This is a genomic window from Cellulomonas sp. FA1 (genome assembly GCF_000986825.1).
Classification (GTDB): Bacteria; Actinomycetota; Actinomycetes; order Actinomycetales; family Cellulomonadaceae; genus Cellulomonas; species Cellulomonas iranensis.
This window is the reverse complement of the sequence record NZ_LBMY01000001.1, coordinates 1,123,004-1,139,940: the sequence shown is the minus strand read 5'-3', so window position 1 is coordinate 1,139,940 and position 16,937 is coordinate 1,123,004. Positions and strand designations below refer to the sequence as shown.

At 74.5% G+C, this 16,937-nt stretch carries 14 protein-coding genes; all 14 read left to right on the top strand.

The genetic code is table 11. The features are described from left to right. Positions 1 to 38 precede the first annotated feature (38 nt). The gene (locus tag GY42_RS05085; RefSeq protein WP_046530568.1) at positions 39 to 1,829 is read left to right on the top strand and encodes an ABC transporter ATP-binding protein; all 1,791 of its coding nucleotides are present in this window, start codon (positions 39 to 41) and stop codon (positions 1,827 to 1,829) included. Between the two features lie 93 nt (positions 1,830 to 1,922). Then, entirely contained in the window at positions 1,923 to 2,354 is a 432-nt protein-coding gene (gene hisI, locus GY42_RS05080; protein WP_046528506.1) for a phosphoribosyl-AMP cyclohydrolase, read from the top strand. After that, positions 2,351 to 3,928, top strand: coding sequence for an anthranilate synthase component I (locus GY42_RS05075; RefSeq protein WP_046530567.1), 1,578 nt, complete (start codon positions 2,351 to 2,353; stop codon positions 3,926 to 3,928). The genes hisI and GY42_RS05075 overlap by 4 nt, the downstream gene beginning before the upstream one ends. Then, positions 3,925 to 4,497 (top strand): Trp biosynthesis-associated membrane protein, encoded by a 573-nt coding sequence (locus GY42_RS05070; RefSeq protein ID WP_046528505.1) that lies wholly within the window; start codon positions 3,925 to 3,927, stop codon positions 4,495 to 4,497. Before GY42_RS05075 ends, GY42_RS05070 begins: the two co-directional genes overlap by 4 nt. Positions 4,498 to 4,561: 64 nt before the next feature. After that, complete coding sequence (locus GY42_RS05065) at positions 4,562 to 4,867, top strand: HGxxPAAW family protein (protein WP_046528504.1); 306 nt, start codon at positions 4,562 to 4,564, stop codon at positions 4,865 to 4,867. Between the two features lie 75 nt (positions 4,868 to 4,942). Further along, positions 4,943 to 5,548, top strand: a complete 606-nt coding sequence (locus GY42_RS05060) for a DUF4190 domain-containing protein (protein ID WP_052748213.1) — start codon at positions 4,943 to 4,945, stop codon at positions 5,546 to 5,548. Continuing rightward, positions 5,545 to 6,006 (top strand): DUF2752 domain-containing protein, encoded by a 462-nt coding sequence (locus GY42_RS05055; protein WP_046528503.1) that lies wholly within the window; start codon positions 5,545 to 5,547, stop codon positions 6,004 to 6,006. The genes GY42_RS05060 and GY42_RS05055 overlap by 4 nt, the downstream gene beginning before the upstream one ends. 48 nt (positions 6,007 to 6,054) lie before the next feature. Next, positions 6,055 to 6,648 carry a DUF4190 domain-containing protein gene (locus GY42_RS18075; protein ID WP_052748212.1) on the top strand — a complete coding sequence of 198 codons (594 nt, stop codon included), beginning with the start codon at positions 6,055 to 6,057 and terminating at the stop codon, positions 6,646 to 6,648. A 162-nt stretch (positions 6,649 to 6,810) separates the two neighbouring features. Further along, entirely contained in the window at positions 6,811 to 7,623 is an 813-nt protein-coding gene (gene trpC, locus GY42_RS05045; protein ID WP_046528502.1) for an indole-3-glycerol phosphate synthase TrpC, read from the top strand. A 38-nt stretch (positions 7,624 to 7,661) separates the two neighbouring features. Further along, complete coding sequence (trpB, locus tag GY42_RS05040) at positions 7,662 to 8,930, top strand: tryptophan synthase subunit beta (RefSeq protein ID WP_046530565.1); 1,269 nt, start codon at positions 7,662 to 7,664, stop codon at positions 8,928 to 8,930. Beyond that, entirely contained in the window at positions 8,927 to 9,763 is an 837-nt protein-coding gene (trpA, locus tag GY42_RS05035) for a tryptophan synthase subunit alpha (protein WP_046528501.1), read from the top strand. The genes trpB and trpA overlap by 4 nt, the downstream gene beginning before the upstream one ends. After that, positions 9,760 to 10,641: a prolipoprotein diacylglyceryl transferase gene (lgt, locus tag GY42_RS05030; protein WP_046528500.1), complete on the top strand. Its 882-nt coding sequence runs from the start codon at positions 9,760 to 9,762 to the stop codon at positions 10,639 to 10,641. Before trpA ends, lgt begins: the two co-directional genes overlap by 4 nt. 151 nt (positions 10,642 to 10,792) lie before the next feature. After that, on the top strand, positions 10,793 to 15,358 hold the full coding sequence (gene gltB / locus GY42_RS05025; RefSeq protein WP_046528499.1) for a glutamate synthase large subunit: 4,566 nt from the start codon (positions 10,793 to 10,795) through the stop codon (positions 15,356 to 15,358). After that, positions 15,351 to 16,826, top strand: a complete 1,476-nt coding sequence (locus GY42_RS05020) for a glutamate synthase subunit beta (RefSeq protein ID WP_046528498.1) — start codon at positions 15,351 to 15,353, stop codon at positions 16,824 to 16,826. The genes gltB and GY42_RS05020 overlap by 8 nt, the downstream gene beginning before the upstream one ends. Positions 16,827 to 16,937 lie beyond the last annotated feature (111 nt).

Below are 16,937 nucleotides of genomic sequence, written 5' to 3'. Positions count from 1 at the left end.
GCGCGGGGGTTCCGCCCACGGTCGAGCGCGACGCGCGGATGGCGCCCGCGAGCACGCTCGGCGTGCTCGCGACGCTCCGACGCGGCGTGCAGGTCTCGCCCGAGATGCTCGACGGGCTCGCGCTGACGCTCGGCCTCGCGGTGGTCGCCGCGGTCGCGCGCGTGCTCGTGCCGATCTCCGTCCAGCAGACCGTCGACACCGCCGTGCTCGGCGCCGACGGCGTGGACGCGGCACGCGCCGCGACGCTCGTCGGCCTCGCCGCCGTGGGGCTCGCGGTGGGTGCCGCCTGCTCGGCGCTCGTCAACGTGCGCCTCTTCCGCTCGAGCGAGTCGGGGCTGCTGACCCTGCGGACGCGGGCGTTCCGCCACGTGCACGACCTGTCGGTGCTCACGCAGAGCACCGAGCGGCGCGGCTCGCTCGTCTCGCGCGTGACGTCCGACGTCGACACGATCTCGATGTTCGTCCAGTGGGGCGGCATCATGCTGCTCGTCTCGGTGCTCCAGATCGTCGTCGCGACCGTGCTCATGGCCGTGTACTCGTGGCAGCTCACGCTGCTCGTGTGGGCGTGCTTCGTGCCGCTCGTGCTCGTGCTGCCGCGCATGCAGCGCGGCGTGAACCGGCGGTACTCCGAGGTGCGCGAGCGGTACGGCGCGATGCTGGGCGCGGTGTCCGAGGCGGTGGTCGGCGCCGAGACGATCCGCGCGTACGGGGTTGCCGAGCGCACGCAGCGGCGCATCGACGCGGCCGTGGCGGCGACACGACGGGCCATGGTGCGCGCCCAGAACCTCGTCGCCGTCGTGTTCTCGTCCGGCGTGCTCGTGGCGAACCTCGTGCTCGCCGTCGTGGTGGTCGCGGGCACGTGGCTCGGCGTCGCCGGCGAGCTGTCCGTCGGTCGGGTGCTGGCGTTCCTCTTCCTCGTGCAGCTGTTCACCGGTCCCGTGCAGATGGCGACCGAGATCCTCAACGAGCTGCAGAACGCGGTCGCGGGGTGGCGGCGCGTGCTCGGCGTGCTCGAGACCCCGGTGGACGTGCCCGACCCCGGGCCGGACGCCGTGCCGAGCCCGCGCGGGCCCGCGACGCTGTCGTTCGAGGGCGTCGGCTACGCCTACCCGGGCGGACCGCCCGTCCTGCAGGACGTCGACCTGCGCATCGCGGCGGGCACGTCCGTCGCGGTCGTGGGTGCCACGGGCTCGGGCAAGACGACGCTCGCGAAGCTCGTCGCGCGCTTCATGGACCCCACGACGGGTGCGGTCCGGCTCGACGGCGTCGACCTGCGCGAGATCGCGTCGCAGGACCTGCGTCGCCGCGTCGTCCTGGTGCCGCAGGAGGGCTTCCTGTTCGACGGGACCCTCGCGCAGAACGTCGCGTACGGCCTGCGGCAGGACGCCGACCCCGACGCCGACCCGCGGGTCGCGGCGCGCGTGCAGGAGGCGGTCGACGTGCTCGGCCTCGACGCGTGGGTCGCGGAGCTGCCCGGCGGCCTCGCGACGCCCGTCGGGCAGCGCGGCGAGCTGCTCTCGGCGGGCGAGCGCCAGCTCGTCGCGCTCGCCCGCGCGAGCCTCGCGGACGGCGACCTGCTCCTGCTCGACGAGGCGACGTCGGCGGTCGATCCGGTCGCCGAGGTCCGCATCGCGCGTGCGCTGCGCGAGCTGTCCCGCGGCCGTACGACGCTCACGATCGCGCACCGCCTGTCGACGGCCGAGGCCGCGGACCTCGTGGTCGTCGTGCACGCCGGGCGCGTCGTGGAGGTCGGCACGCACACCGACCTCGTCGCGCGGGGCGGTCACTACGCGTCGATGCACGCGGCCTGGGTCGCCCAGACCCGCTGAGCGCGGTGCCCGGGCCGTGGCCCCGCCGTCCGGCCCCGCGGGCCGGGGTGGACGGCGGCGGTCCCGTCCCGGTCGTCGTGGCAGGATCGTCGCGTGCCGCAGACCGACCCCTCCACGACCACGACGGGCGGGCGCGTCGCCCGCAGCGCGCTCGACCCGGCCGTCGCCGCGCGGCTGCGACGCGACGACGCCGGGCTCGTCGCCGCGATCGTCCAGCAGCACGACACCCGCGAGGTGCTCATGCTGGGCTGGATGGACGACGAGGCGCTGCACCGCACGCTCACGACGGGTCGTGTCACGTTCTGGAGCCGCTCGCGCCAGGAGTACTGGCGCAAGGGCGACACGTCCGGCCACGTGCAGCACGTGCGTGCGGTCGCGCTCGACTGCGACGGCGACGCGCTGCTCGTGACGGTCGACCAGGTGGGCGCGGCCTGCCACACCGGTACCCGCACGTGCTTCGAGGCGGGCGGTCCGCTGCCCGTCTCGGACGCCATGCCCCCGACCGCCCCAGGAGCCCAGCCGTGACCGGACCGTCCGCCTCCGCCGCGCCTCGTGCAACCGTCACGGAGCTGCCCTGGGGCGCGACCTGGCCGTCGGCGGGGACGTTCCGGGAGCTGGCCGCCGACCGGCGCGTCGTCCCGGTGGTGCGTCGCCTGCTCGCGGACGACGTGACCCCGGTGGGCCTCTACCGCACGCTGGCGGCCGGGCGCCCCGGCACGTTCGTGCTCGAGTCCGCCGAGTCGGACGGCACCTGGGGCCGCTGGTCGTTCGTGGGCGTCGCGTCCCGCGCGCGGCTGTCCGTGCGCGACGGCCGTGCGGCGTGGTCGGGCGACGTGCCGGTCGGCGTGCCGACCGAGGGGGACGTGCTCGACGTGCTCGGCCGCACGCTCGACGTGCTGCACACGCCCCGCATCGACGGGCTGCCGCCGCTCACCGGCGGCCTCGTCGGCGTGCTCGGCTGGGACGTCGTGCGGCACTGGGAGCCCACGCTGCCCGCACGCGCGCCCGAGGAGCTCGGGATCCCCGAGGTCGCGCTGCTGCTCGCGAGCGACCTGGCCGCGGTCGACCACGTCACGGGCTCGGTCTGGCTCGTCGCGAACGCGATCAACTTCGACGCGACGGACGAGCGCGTCGACGACGCCTACGCCGACGCGGTCCGTCGGCTCGACGACATGCAGGCGGCGCTGCGTCGTCCCGCACGGCCCGCCCCCGCGGTCGTCGACCCCGACGTCGTGGCGCCCGAGCTGGAGTTCCGCAGCACGCGCGCCGAGTTCGAGGAGGCCGTCGTGCGCGGGCAGGAGGCGATCCGCGACGGCGAGGTGTTCCAGGTCGTGCTCTCCCAGCGCCTCGACCTCGACTGCCCGGCCGACCCGCTCGACGTCTACCGCGTGCTGCGGACCATCAACCCGAGCCCGTACATGTACCTGCTCGCGCTGCAGGACGCCGACGGCCGGGACTTCGCTGTCGTCGGGTCGAGCCCCGAGACGCTCGTCAAGGTCAGCGACGGCCACGTCACGACGTTCCCGATCGCGGGGTCACGGCCGCGCGGCGCGACGCCGGAGGAGGACCGCGCGCTGCAGGACGAGGTGCTGGCCGACCCGAAGGAGCGCGCCGAGCACATCATGCTCGTCGACCTGTCCCGGAACGACATGGTCAAGGTGTGCGAGCCGACGAGCGTCGAGGTCGTCGACTTCATGGCCGTGCGCCGGTTCTCGCACATCATGCACATCTGCTCGACGGTGGTCGGGCGGCTGCGCCCCGGTGCCACGGCGCTGCAGACGTTCATGGCCACGTTCCCCGCGGGCACGCTCTCGGGCGCGCCCAAGCCGCGCGCCATCGAGCTGATCGACGAGCTCGAGCCCGCCCGGCGCGGGGTCTACGGCGGCACGGTCGGGTACTTCGACTTCGCGGGCGACATGGACATGGCCATCGCGATCCGTACGGCCGTGCTGCGCGACGGGCGGGCGAGCGTGCAGGCCGGAGGCGGTGTCGTCGCCGACTCGGTGCCCGCGCTCGAGTACGAGGAGTCGCGCAACAAGGCCGCGGCCGCGGTGCGCGCGGTCCAGCTCGCGGCGCGCCTGCGGCGCGACGTGCCGTGACCGCCTCACCGCCCCGGCGCGGCCGCTGGGTCGCCCTGCTGCTGGCCGCCGCGGCGCTGGCCGGGCTCGTCGCCCTGCCCACCTGGGTGCGGGGGACCGGTGCGTCGGCGCTCGAGGGCGCGGTGACCGTCCAGGTGGCGGGCGCCGCTGCTGCCCCGCAGGTCGGGGGCGCCGCGCTCGTGCTGGCGGCGGCGGCCGGTGCGCTCGGCCTGGTCGCGCGCGCGGGACGGGTCCTGGTCGCGGTCGTCGCGGCCGGCGCCGGCCTGCTGGTGGCCGGTGCGGGCGTCGCGGTGCTGCGGGACCCGGCCGGTGCGGTCACGGGTGCGCTGGCCGACGCCACCGGCGTCCCGACGGCGGCGAGCACGGCCCTGACCCCGTGGCCCGCCGTGGCCCTCGTGCTGGGCGCGGCGACCGTGCTCCTCGCCGCCGCGCTGCTGCGTGCGCCGGGGGACTGGACCCGCCGCTCCTCGCGGCACGAGGTGCCCGCGGCGCGGCCCGCGCGCGACGGGCACGAGCCCGACGAGCGTGACGACTGGGACGCGCTCAGCCGGGGCGACGACCCGTCCTGACCAGCGCGTCAGGAGGTCCCGACTCGGATAGGGTTGGGCCGAACCGAGGACGAAGGACCTAGCGATGACCGACCACTCCCTGGCCCACCGGGCCCAGCACCCGACGCGGACGGAGACGGTGCACCTGCCGCCGTCGACCCCGCCGACCAACCACGGCCGGACGGTGGCCGCGTGGACGACGACCTGGGTCGTCGTGGCCGGTGCCCTCGTCGCCGCGCTGGGCGTGGCGTTCGCGCTGGTCTGGCTCTTCTGGGTCGGCATGGCGATCGCCGTCGGCGGCCTCGTGCTCGGCAAGGTCCTGCAGCTGCTGGGGCACGGCCAGGGTGGCGCCGCGACGCTCGCCCGGGCCCGCCGCCGCGGGGCGCACTGACCGTTCCGGGGCTCCGTCCCGGACCGCACCCGGCCGGCCCTGGTGGTCGGCCCCGAACGACGCAGGGAGATCTGCATGTCGACCCCCAACGAGCCGCGTGACCCGTCGACCCCCGACCCGTCGGGAGCGGGCGGTCAGCCGCCCGTTCCGCCCGCCTCGGGCGGTGTCCCGCCGTACCCGGCGGGCACCGGGCCGGAGACGCCCGCGGCGCCCGGCTACGGCCAGCCGCCGACCTACGGGCAGCAGCCCCCGGCCGCGCCGGGCCAGCCGCCGGCCTACGGGCAGGCCCCCGCGTACGGCCAGACGCCCGCGTACGGCGGCTACGGCCAGGAGGCGACCGGCTACGGTGCGGCCCCCCAGAACACGTCGCGCAACTCGCTCGGCGTCTGGTCCCTGGTGCTGGGCATCCTGTCGGTGCTGCTGTGCTGCTTCGTGGTCGGCGTCATCCCCGGCGCGATCGGTCTGTGGCTCGGCGTCAAGGGCCGCGGCGCCGCGGCCCGTGGCGAGGCGACCAACGGCGGCCTCTCGCTCGCCGGCATCATCGTCAGCATCCTCGGCATCGTCCTCGGCCTCTACATCCTGGTGAGCGTCGTCATGGGCATCTCCCAGTACGGCGGCTGGGACGGCTTCATGGACTACGTCCAGTCCGAGGTGGAGCGCCAGCAGCAGATGGCGCCGTGACCTCTCGGCTCACGCCCGGCGTCGCCGCCGGGACCACGGCACCGCACCCCGCCGCGCGGCGGGGTGCGGTGCTGCCGTTCGTCGTCGGGGCGGCCGCGGCGGCGGGTGCCGCGCTGCTGGTCGTCCGGTCGCCGCACCAGCCGCTCAGCTACGGGATCTGCCCGTCGGTGCTCTTCCTCGGCGTGTACTGCCCGGGGTGCGGGGGCCTGCGCGCCACGCACGACATGCTCACGGGCGACCTCGCGGGCGCCTGGTCGGTGAACCCGTTGTGGACGGTCGCGGCGCCGCTGCTCGCCGCCACGTGGGTCGTGTGGACCTGGCGCCGCCTGCGCGGCGGACCGCCGCTCACGGCACCGCGGTGGCTGCCGTGGACCGTGCTCGTCGTGGTGGTGGCGTTCTCCGTGCTGCGCAACGTGCCGGTCCTGGCTCCCTACCTCTCGCCCGGGCCCCTGCCCTGATCCCCGGGCGCCGTCCCGCACCCGTCCCGTGATCCTGGAGGCCGCACCATGACGCAGCCGAACGAGCCGCGCGCCGGCGACGCGCCGTCGACGCCCGAGGGGCCGGTCTACGGCCGTGAGGCGGCCTACGCGTCGCACGACGTCGGGGCGTCGACGCAGGACGCCCCGACGGCCGCGCGGGATCACGCTGCCGGGCAGCCGGCGCCGACCTGGGCGGGGCCGGACGACCAGCACGGCGCGCCCGCGGCGTCGCCCGGCGACCCGTCGGCCGCCCGTCCGCCCGTCGGCGGCACCCCTGCGGGCTACCCGCCGCCGGGCTACCCGCCCCCGGGCTACGGCCCGGCACCCTTCTACCCACGCAACGACCTCGCGGTGTGGTCGCTCGTCCTGGGTCTGCTCTCGGTGCTGGGCTGCCTGTTCTTCACCGGCATCCCCGCCGTGGTCGTGGGCGGGAACGCGCGCCGCGCCGCGGCCGCGGGCGAGGCGAACAACGACGGCATGGCGACCGCGGGCGTGGTCCTCGGGTGGGTCGGCACCGCCCTGGGCGGTCTGCTCGCGGTCATGTTCGTGCTGACCGTGCTGCTCCCGCTGATGTTCGTCGGCTTCGCCGTGCCGTTCCTCGACGGCCCGTGGCGCCACTAGACCGGGACCGACCGGCTCGGGACCGGCCGGCGGAGCACCCGGTCCCACACCTCGGGCGGTGGACGGGGGTACCCGGGGGCCCGTCTACGATGACGAGTCGGTGGCGAGGGCCCGAGGACCGGGCCGGCGCCGCACCGACCGGCCAGAGGGGATGATCCGTCGATGACCGTGCTGGACGACATCGTTGCGGGGGTGCGCGAGGACCTGGCCGCACGCGAGGCGGCGACACCCCTGGCCGAGCTCAAGGAGCGGGCGGCCCGGCGCGAGTCTGCGCTGCAGTGCGTCTCGCGGCTCAAGGCCGCCGACGCGGTCACGGTGATCGCCGAGGTGAAGCGCTCGAGCCCGAGCAAGGGCGCGCTCGCCTCGATCTCGGACCCCGCGGCGCTCGCCGCCGAGTACGAGAAGGGCGGGGCCGTCGCGATCTCGGTGCTCACCGAGCAGCGCCGGTTCAACGGCTCGCTCGCCGACCTCGACGCGGTCCGCGCGCGCGTGGACGTGCCGGTGCTCCGCAAGGACTTCGTGGTCTCGCCGTACCAGGTGTGGGAGGCGCGTGCGCACGGCGCCGACCTCGTGCTGCTGATCGTCGCGGCCCTCGAGCAGACCGTGCTGGAGTCGCTCGTCGAGCGGGTGCACTCGCTCGGGATGACCGCGCTCGTCGAGGTGCACGACACCGAGGAGGTGGCGCGCGCGGTGGACGCGGGCGCCCGCGTCATCGGCGTGAACGCGCGTGACCTGCGCTCGCTCGAGGTCGACCGCACGACGTTCGCGCGCGTCGCGCCCGCGATCCCGTCCGACCTCGTCAAGGTCGCCGAGTCCGGCGTGCGGGGTCCGCACGACGTCATGGACTACGCGCGCGCCGGCGCGGACGTCGTCCTGGTGGGCGAGGCGCTCGTCACGGACGACGCGCCGCGCCAGTCCGTCGCGGACCTCGTCGCGGCGGGGTCGCACCCGTCGCTGCGGGCGGTGCGGCAGTGACCGCCGGGCGCGCGCAGGAGGGTCGCCGGCTGCGGGACGTGCTGCTGGGGGGCGGTCCGCTCGCGACGCACCAGGGCCCGTACTTCGGCGAGTTCGGCGGGCGCTTCGTCCCCGAGGCGCTCATCGCGGCCCTCGACGAGCTCGAGACGGCGTACCACAAGGCGCTCGCCGACCCGGCGTTCTCCGACGAGCTCGAGCGGCTGCACCGCACGTACACCGGCCGCCCGAGCCCGCTGACCGAGGTCCCGCGGTTCGCACGTCGCGTGGGCGACGGCGTGCGCGTGTTCCTCAAGCGCGAGGACCTCAACCACACGGGCTCGCACAAGATCAACAACGTGCTGGGGCAGGCGCTGCTCGTCAAGCGCATGGGCAAGAAGCGCGTCATCGCCGAGACGGGCGCGGGGCAGCACGGCGTCGCGACCGCCACGGCCGCCGCCCTGCTCGACCTCGACTGCACGATCTACATGGGCGAGGAGGACACGCAGCGCCAGGCCCTCAACGTCGCGCGCATGCAGCTCCTCGGCGCGACCGTCGTGCCGGTCGCGATCGGGTCGCGCACGCTCAAGGACGCGATCAACGAGGCGCTGCGCGACTGGGTCGCCAACGTCGACACGACGCACTACCTGCTCGGCACCGTGACGGGACCGCACCCGTTCCCCGAGATGGTGCGCGACTTCCACAAGGTCATCGGCGACGAGGCGCGCGCCCAGCTGCTCGACGAGACCGGTCGGCTGCCCGACGCGGTCGCGGCGTGCGTGGGCGGCGGGTCGAACGCGATGGGGATCTTCAACGCGTTCCTCGACGACCCGGACGTGCGGCTCTTCGGCTTCGAGGCCGGCGGCTCGGGCGTCGACTCGGGGCGGCACGCCGCGCGGTTCTCGGGCGGGTCGCCCGGTGTGCTGCAGGGCACGCGCAGCTACCTGCTGCAGGACGAGGACGGCCAGACGCTGCCCAGCCACTCGGTGTCGGCCGGGCTGGACTACCCGAGCGTCGGCCCCGAGCACGCGTGGCTGCACGACATCGGCCGCGCGCAGTACCGCCCGGTGACGGACGACGAGGCGATGGACGCGTTCCGCGTGCTGTGCCGGACCGAGGGGATCATCCCGGCCATCGAGTCGGCGCACGCCCTCGCGGGTGCGATCCAGCTGGGCCGCGAGGCGGCCACGTGGTCGACCGACGGGCACGAGCCCGTGCTCCTGGTGAACCTGTCGGGGCGCGGGGACAAGGACGTCGCGACGGCCGCCGCGTGGTTCGGGCTCATCGAGGACGAGCCGGTGGTCAAGGCGGACGAGGGAGAGCAGCTGTGAGCACGACGCAGGTCCGCTCGCGCACCGGCGAGCGGCTCGAGGCCCTGGCCGCGGGGGAGTCGCCGCGCGCCGCGCTCGTCGGCTACCTGCCGGTCGGCTTCCCGTCGGTGCCGGGCTCCGCCCGTGCGGCACGGACGATGGTCGAGGCGGGCGTCGACGTCGTCGAGCTCGGCATGCCGTACTCGGACCCCGTCATGGACGGCCCCGTCATCCAGCGTGCGGTCGACCGGGCGCTCGCGCAGGGCACGCGCGTGCGGGACACGCTGCGCGTGGTCGAGGAGATCGCCGACGCCGGCGCGCCCGTGCTGGTCATGACGTACTGGAACCTCGTGCTGCGGTACGGCGTGGACGCGTACGCGCGCGATCTCGCCGCCGCAGGCGGCGCGGGGCTCATCACGCCGGACCTCGTGCCGGACGAGGCCGGGCAGTGGCTCGCCGCTGCCGACGAGCACGCGCTCGACCGCGTGTTCCTGGTCGCGCCGAGCTCGACGCCCGAGCGCCTCGCCTCGACGGTCGGCGCGAGCCGTGGCTTCGTGTACGCGGCGTCGACCATGGGCGTCACGGGGGAGCGCGCGACGGTCGGCGACCGCGCCGAGCAGCTCGTCGCGGACACGCGTGCCGCCGGTGCCGAGCGGGTCTGCGTCGGGCTCGGCGTGTCGCGACCCGAGCAGGCCGCGCAGGTGGCCGCGTACGCCGACGGCGTGATCGTCGGCTCGGCGCTCGTGCGCGCCCTGCTCGACGCGCCCGACGAGAGCGCGGGGCTCGACGCGCTCGCTGCGACCGCCGCCGGGCTGGCGGACGGCGTGCGCTCGGCGCAGCGGGTCCCGCGGTGACCGGGGCGCTCGCCCTGGCGATCCCCAGCCCGTCGCGGGGCGTGTGGCACCTCGGCCCGTTCCCGCTGCGCGCGTACGCGATCGCGATCCTCCTCGGCATCGTCGTCGCCGTCGTGGTGACCCAGCGACGCTGGCGCGAGCGGGGCGGCGACCCCGAGACGGTCCTCGACATCACGTACTGGGCCGTGCCGTTCGGCATCGTCGGCGGCCGGCTCTACCACGTCATCAGCTCGCCGGCGAAGTACTTCGGCGAGGGAGGCGACCCCTGGAAGGCTTTCGCCATCTGGGAGGGCGGTCTCGGCATCTGGGGCGCCGTGGCGCTCGGCGCGGTCGGCGCGTGGATCGGCTGCCGCCGCGCGGGCGTGCGCCTCGCGCCGTTCGCCGACGCGCTCGCGCCGGGCCTGCTGCTCGCGCAGGGCATCGGCCGTCTCGGCAACTGGTTCAACCAGGAGCTGTTCGGCGCCCCGACGACGCTGCCGTGGGGCCTGCGCATCGACGACGCGCACCTGCCCGCGGGCTACGAGTCCGGCACGCTGTTCCACCCGACGTTCCTGTACGAGCTGCTGTGGAACCTCGCGGCGGCCGGTCTGCTGATCTACCTGGACCGTCGCCGGCGGCTCGGGCACGGCCGCGTGTTCTGGCTCTACGTCGTGCTGTACACGGCGGGCCGGCTGTGGATCGAGCTGCTGCGCATCGACCCGGCCGAGACGGTGCTGGGTCTGCGGCTCAACGTCTGGACCTCGATCCTGGTGGGCCTCGGCGCGCTGGTAGCGTTCGTGGTGGTCGGGCGCCGGCATCCCGGACGCGAGACGACCCTCCTGCTGACACCCCCCACGACGCAGGACGACGAGGCGGACGCCTCCGAGCGCACCCGGTGACACGGGGCGGCCGGGCCCCGTCTCGTGAGAGGTGGGGAACCGACCCGCGCTGCGGGCGGTATCGTCGCCTCACTGCACGGGCCGACGACGTCCCGGTACCCCCTTGTTCGTGCGATGCCCCGCCCCCGGGGACTGTGAGGACGGTGCGCTGATGTCGACGTCGCCCGTGAGCCCTGGCGCCCCCGTGGCGCCCTCCCGGCACGCGCTGTACGACCCGGCGGCCGAGCACGACGCGTGCGGCTTCGCCTGGGTCGCGACGCTGCGCGGCACGCCCGGTCGCGACATCGTCGACGCCGGTCTGACCGCGCTGCTCAACCTGGACCACCGCGGCGCGGTCGGTGCCGAGGAGGACAGCGGCGACGGCGCCGGCATCCTCACGCAGATCCCCGACGCGTTCCTGCGTGACGTGGTCGACGCCGAGCTGCCGCCCGCCGGGCACTACGCGATCGGCATGGCGTTCCTGCCGCAGGACGACGACGCGCGGGCCGAGGCGGTCGCCGCGGTCGAGGCGGTCGCCGCGGAGGAGAAGCTCGAGGTCCTCGCGTGGCGCGAGGTCGTCGTCACGGCCGACCTGGTCGGGCCCACGGCGCGCGCCTCGATGCCGGTCTTCCGGCAGCTCGTCGTCGCGGACCCGTCCCGTGAGCTCGCGGGCATCGACCTGGACCGGCGTGCGTACCGGCTGCGCAAGCGCGCCGAGCGCGAGCACGGCGTGTACTTCGCGTCGCTGTCGGCGCGGACCATCACGTACAAGGGCATGCTGACGACGGCCCAGCTCGAGCCGTTCTTCGCGGACCTGTCGGACCCGCGGTACGCGTCCGAGATCGCGCTCGTGCACTCGCGCTTCTCGACCAACACGTTCCCGTCCTGGCCGCTCGCGCAGCCGTTCCGGATGATCGCCCACAACGGGGAGATCAACACGGTCAAGGGCAACCGCAACTGGATGGCCGCGCGCGAGGGCATGCTGGCGTCCGAGCTGCTGGGCGACCTCGAGCCGCTGCTGCCGGTGTGCACGCCGGGCGGGTCGGACTCGGGCAGCTTCGACGAGGTGCTCGAGCTCCTGCACCTCGCGGGCCGCTCGCTGCCGCACGCGATCATGATGATGATCCCGGAGCCGTGGGAGAACCACGCGCAGATGGACCCGGCGACGCGCGCGTTCTTCGAGTACCACTCGACGCTCATGGAGCCGTGGGACGGCCCGGCCGCCATGACGTTCACCGACGGCACGCTCATCGGGGCCGTGCAGGACCGCAACGGCCTGCGGCCCGGGCGCTACTGGGTGACCGAGGACGGCCTCGTGGTGTGCGCGTCCGAGGCCGGCGTGCTGGACCTCGACCCCGCGACGATCGTCGCGAAGGGCCGGCTCGAGCCGGGGCTGTTCTTCCTCGTCGACACCGGTCAGGGCCGCATCGTCGCGGACACCGAGGTGATGGCCCAGCTCGCGGCCCAGCGGCCGTACGGCCAGTGGGTGCAGGAGAACGTCGTGCGCCTCGAGCAGCTGCCCGAGCGCGAGCACGTCGCGCACTCGTCGGCGTCCGTGCGACGTCGCCAGCGCGCGTTCGGCTACACCGAGGAGGAGCTGAAGATCCTCCTGACGCCCATGGCGTCGGCCGGTGCCGAGCCCCTCGGCGCGATGGGGTCGGACACGCCGGTCGCGGTGCTCTCGAAGCGCCCGCGTCTGCTCTTCGACTACTTCACGCAGATGTTCGCGCAGGTGACGAACCCGCCGCTCGACGCGATCCGCGAGGAGCTCGTGACGTCGATCGGCGGGGCCATCGGGCCCGAGCCGAACCTCCTGGAGGACGGCCCCGCGCACGCGCGCAAGGTCATGCTGCCGTTCCCGGTGATCGACAACGACCAGCTCGCGAAGATCGTGCACGTCGCGAAGGAGCCCGCGCTGGGCTTCCGCTCGACGATCATCCGCGGCCTGTACAAGGTCGACGGCGGGGGAGCGGCCCTCGAGAAGCGTCTCGAGGAGATCTTCGCGGAGGTCGACCGCGCGGTCGCCGACGGCGTGAGCTTCCTCGTGCTGTCGGACCGCAACTCCGACGCGGACCTCGCGCCGATCCCGTCGCTGCTGCTGCTCTCGGCGGTGCACCACCACACGCTGCGGCGGCACACCCGCACGCAGATCTCGCTGGTCGTCGAGGCCGGTGACGTCCGCGAGGTGCACCACGTCGCGCTGCTCGTCGGCTACGGCGCCGCGGCCGTCAACCCGTACCTCGCGATGGAGACGGTCGAGGACCTCGCGCGCAGCGGTTACCTGCCCGGCGTGGGACCCGAGAAGGCCGTTGCGAACCTCATCAAGGCGCTCGGCAAGGGCGTCCTGAAGGTCATGTCCAAGATGGGCATCTCGACCATCGCGTCGTACCGCGGCGCGCAGGTCTTCGAGGCCATCGGCCTGTCGCACGCGCTCGTCGACCGGTACTTCACCGGGACGACGAGCCGCCTGGGCGGCATCGGCCTGGACGTCATCGCGGCCGAGGTCGCCGCGCGGCACGCCGACGCGTACCCCGCGAGCGGCAACCGCCAGGCGCACCAGCGCCTCGCGGTGGGCGGCGAGTACCAGTGGCGGCGCGGGGGCGAGGAGCACCTGTTCGACCCCGAGACGGTGTTCCGGCTGCAGCACTCGACGCGCACGCGTCAGATGGACGTCTTCCGGGAGTACACGCACCGGGTCGACTCGCAGGCCGAGCGCCTGATGACGCTGCGCGGGCTCCTGCGCTTCAAGGAGGGCTCGCGCCCGCCCGTGCCGGTCGACGAGGTCGAGCCGGTCAGCGAGATCGTCAAGCGGTTCAGCACCGGTGCGATGTCTTACGGGTCGATCTCCGCCGAGGCGCACGAGACGCTCGCGATCGCGATGAACCAGCTCGGCGCCAAGTCGAACACGGGCGAGGGCGGCGAGGACCCCGAGCGTCTGCACGACCCGCGCCGGCGCTCGGCGATCAAGCAGATCGCCTCGGGCCGGTTCGGCGTCACGAGCGAGTACCTCACGAACGCCGACGACATCCAGATCAAGCTCGCGCAGGGCGCCAAGCCCGGCGAGGGCGGTCAGCTGCCCGGCCACAAGGTGTACCCGTGGGTGGCCAGGACGCGTCACTCGACGCCCGGCGTCGGGCTGATCTCGCCGCCGCCGCACCACGACATCTACTCGATCGAGGACCTCGCGCAGCTCATCCACGACGCGAAGAACGCGAACCCGTCGGCGCGCATCCACACCAAGCTCGTCAGCGAGTTCGGCGTGGGGACCGTCGCCGCGGGCGTCGCCAAGGCGCACTCCGACGTCGTGCTCATCTCGGGCCACGACGGCGGCACGGGCGCGAGCCCGCTGACGTCGCTCAAGCACGCGGGCACGCCGTGGGAGATCGGGCTCGCCGAGACCCAGCAGACCCTCGTGCTCAACGACCTGCGCGACCGCGTCGTCGTCCAGGTCGACGGCCAGCTGAAGACCGGGCGGGACGTCGTGATCGGCGCGCTGCTCGGCGCCGAGGAGTTCGGGTTCGCGACGGCACCGCTGGTGGTGTCCGGCTGCATCATGATGCGCGTCTGCCACCTCGACACGTGCCCCGTCGGCGTCGCGACCCAGAACCCGGAGCTGCGCGCGCGGTTCACGGGCAAGCCGGAGTTCGTCGTCGCGTTCTTCGAGTTCATCGCGCAGGAGGTGCGCGAGTACCTCGCGGCGCTCGGCTTCCGGTCGATCCAGGAGGCCGTCGGCCACGTCGAGATGCTCGACACCCGTCAGGCCGTCGACCACTGGAAGGCCGAGGGCCTGGACCTCGCGCCCGTGCTCGCGGTGCCGCAGCCCAAGCCGGGCTCGGCGCTGCACCAGGTCAGGACGCAGGACCACGGCCTCGACCGCGCGCTGGACAACCAGCTCGTGGCGCTCGCGGAGCCCGCGCTCGAGCGCGGCGAGAAGGTCCGCATCGACCTGCCGGTGCGCAACGTCAACCGCACGGTCGGCACGATGCTCGGGCACCACGTCACCAAGCGCTACGGCGGCGAGGGCCTGCCCGACGACACGATCGACGTCACGCTGACCGGCTCGGCCGGCCAGTCCTTCGGCGCCTTCCTGCCGCGCGGCGTCACGCTGCGGCTGCACGGCGACGCGAACGACTACGTCGGCAAGGGGCTGTCGGGCGGCCGCATCGTCGTGCGGACCGACCACAGCTCGGTCCTCACGAGCGAGCACAACGTCATCGCCGGCAACGTCATCGGCTACGGCGCGACGAGCGGCGAGATCTTCCTGCGCGGGCTCGTCGGCGAGCGGTTCGGGGTGCGCAACTCCGGTGCCACGCTCGTCGTCGAGGGCGTCGGCGACCACGCGCTCGAGTACATGACCGGCGGCACGGTCGTCGTGCTGGGCCGCACGGGTCGCAACCTCGGCGCCGGCATGTCGGGCGGCACGGCCTACGTGCTCGACCTCGACCCCGACCTTGTCAACGTCGAGGCGGCGCGCGCCGGCGAGCTCGGCCTCGGCCCGCTCGACGACGACGACTTCGCGGTCGTCGAGCACCTGCTGCGCACGCACGCCCAGGAGACCGGGTCGCCGGTCGCCGCCCAGCTGCTCGAGGACCCGGCCGCGACGCGCGCCCGGTTCACGCGTCTGCTGCCCACCGAGTACGCCCGCGTCCGCCGTGCGCTCGCGAAGGCCGAGGCCGACGGCCTCGACCCGAGCGCGCCCGGCGTGTGGGACCAGATCCTGGAGGTGGCCCGTGGCTGACCCCCGCGGTTTCCTGAAGGTGCGGGAGCGTGAGCTCCCGCCGAACCGCCCCGTCGAGGTGCGCCTGCGCGACTGGAAGGACGTGCACGCCCACCTCGAGGAGGGCCAGCCGTTCCTCAAGGAGCAGGCGGGCCGCTGCATGGACTGCGGCGTGCCGTTCTGCCACAACGGCTGCCCGCTGGGCAACCTCATCCCCGAGTGGAACGACCTCGTGTGGCGCGGGCAGTGGGCGGACGCGATCGACCGCCTGCACGCGACCAACAACTTCCCGGAGTTCACCGGGCGCATCTGCCCGGCGCCGTGCGAGTCGAGCTGCGTGCTGGGCATCAACCAGCCGCCGGTGACGATCAAGAACGTCGAGGTCTCGATCATCGACGAGGCGTTCGCGCGCGGGCTCGTCACGCCGCAGGTGCCGCAGCGGCTCACGGGTCACACCGTCGCCGTCGTCGGCTCGGGCCCCGCGGGGCTCGCGGCCGCGCAGCAGCTCACGCGCGCCGGTCACACGGTCGCGGTGTACGAGCGCGACGACGAGATCGGCGGCCTGCTGCGCTACGGCGTGCCGGACTTCAAGCTCGAGAAGGTCCACATCGACCGTCGTCTCGAGCAGATGCGTGCCGAGGGCACGCGGTTCCGCCCGGGCGTCGCGGTGGGCCGCGACGTCACGTGGGCGCAGCTGCAGGCCCGCTACGACGCGATCGTCGTCGCCACGGGCGCGACCGTGCCGCGGCGCCTGCGCGTGCCCGGTGCGGACCTCGACGGCGTGCACGTCGCGATGGACTACCTGCACCAGGCCAACGCGGTCGCGGCCGGCAAGGACGTGCCGGACCAGATCACGGCCGCGGGCAAGCACGTCGTCATCATCGGCGGCGGCGACACCGGCTCGGACTGCCTGGGCACCGCGCTGCGCCAGGGCGCCGCGTCGGTCACGACGCTCGCGATCGGCAAGCAGCCGCCCACCGAGCGGCCCGCGGACCAGCCGTGGCCGACCGACCCGGTGCTGTTCGAGGTGTCGTCGTCGCACGAGGAGGGCGGTGAGCGCGCGTACCTCGCGTCGACCGTCGCATTCCTCCCGGGCGAGGGCGACGACGCCGGCCGTGTGCGCGCGCTGCGACTGGCGACCACCGAGTACCTGCCGGACGGTCGTCGCGAGCCCACGCCGGGCACCGAGCGCGACGTGCCCGCCGACCTCGTGCTCGTCGCGATGGGCTTCACCGGCCCCGAGACCGACGGGCTCACGGGCCAGCTCGGCGTCGACGTGACTCCGCGCGGAGCCGTGGCGCGCGACGACGAGTTCGCGACCAACGTCCCCGGCGTGTTCGTCGCCGGCGACGCGGGCCGCGGCCAGTCGCTCGTGGTGTGGGCGATCGCCGAGGGGCGCGCCGCCGCCGCCGCGGTCGACGCGTACCTGTCCGGCACGTCCGAGCTGCCCGCCCCGGTGGCGGCCAGCACCGTCGCGCTGCGACCCTGAAGACCCGTCCCCCCGACCCACCCTCCCCGGAAGGGCGTACCCGCAGGCCGGGTCCGCCGACCGGGACGTCCGGCCCGCGGCCGAAAATCCAGGAAGGCATAGTCTCGAGAC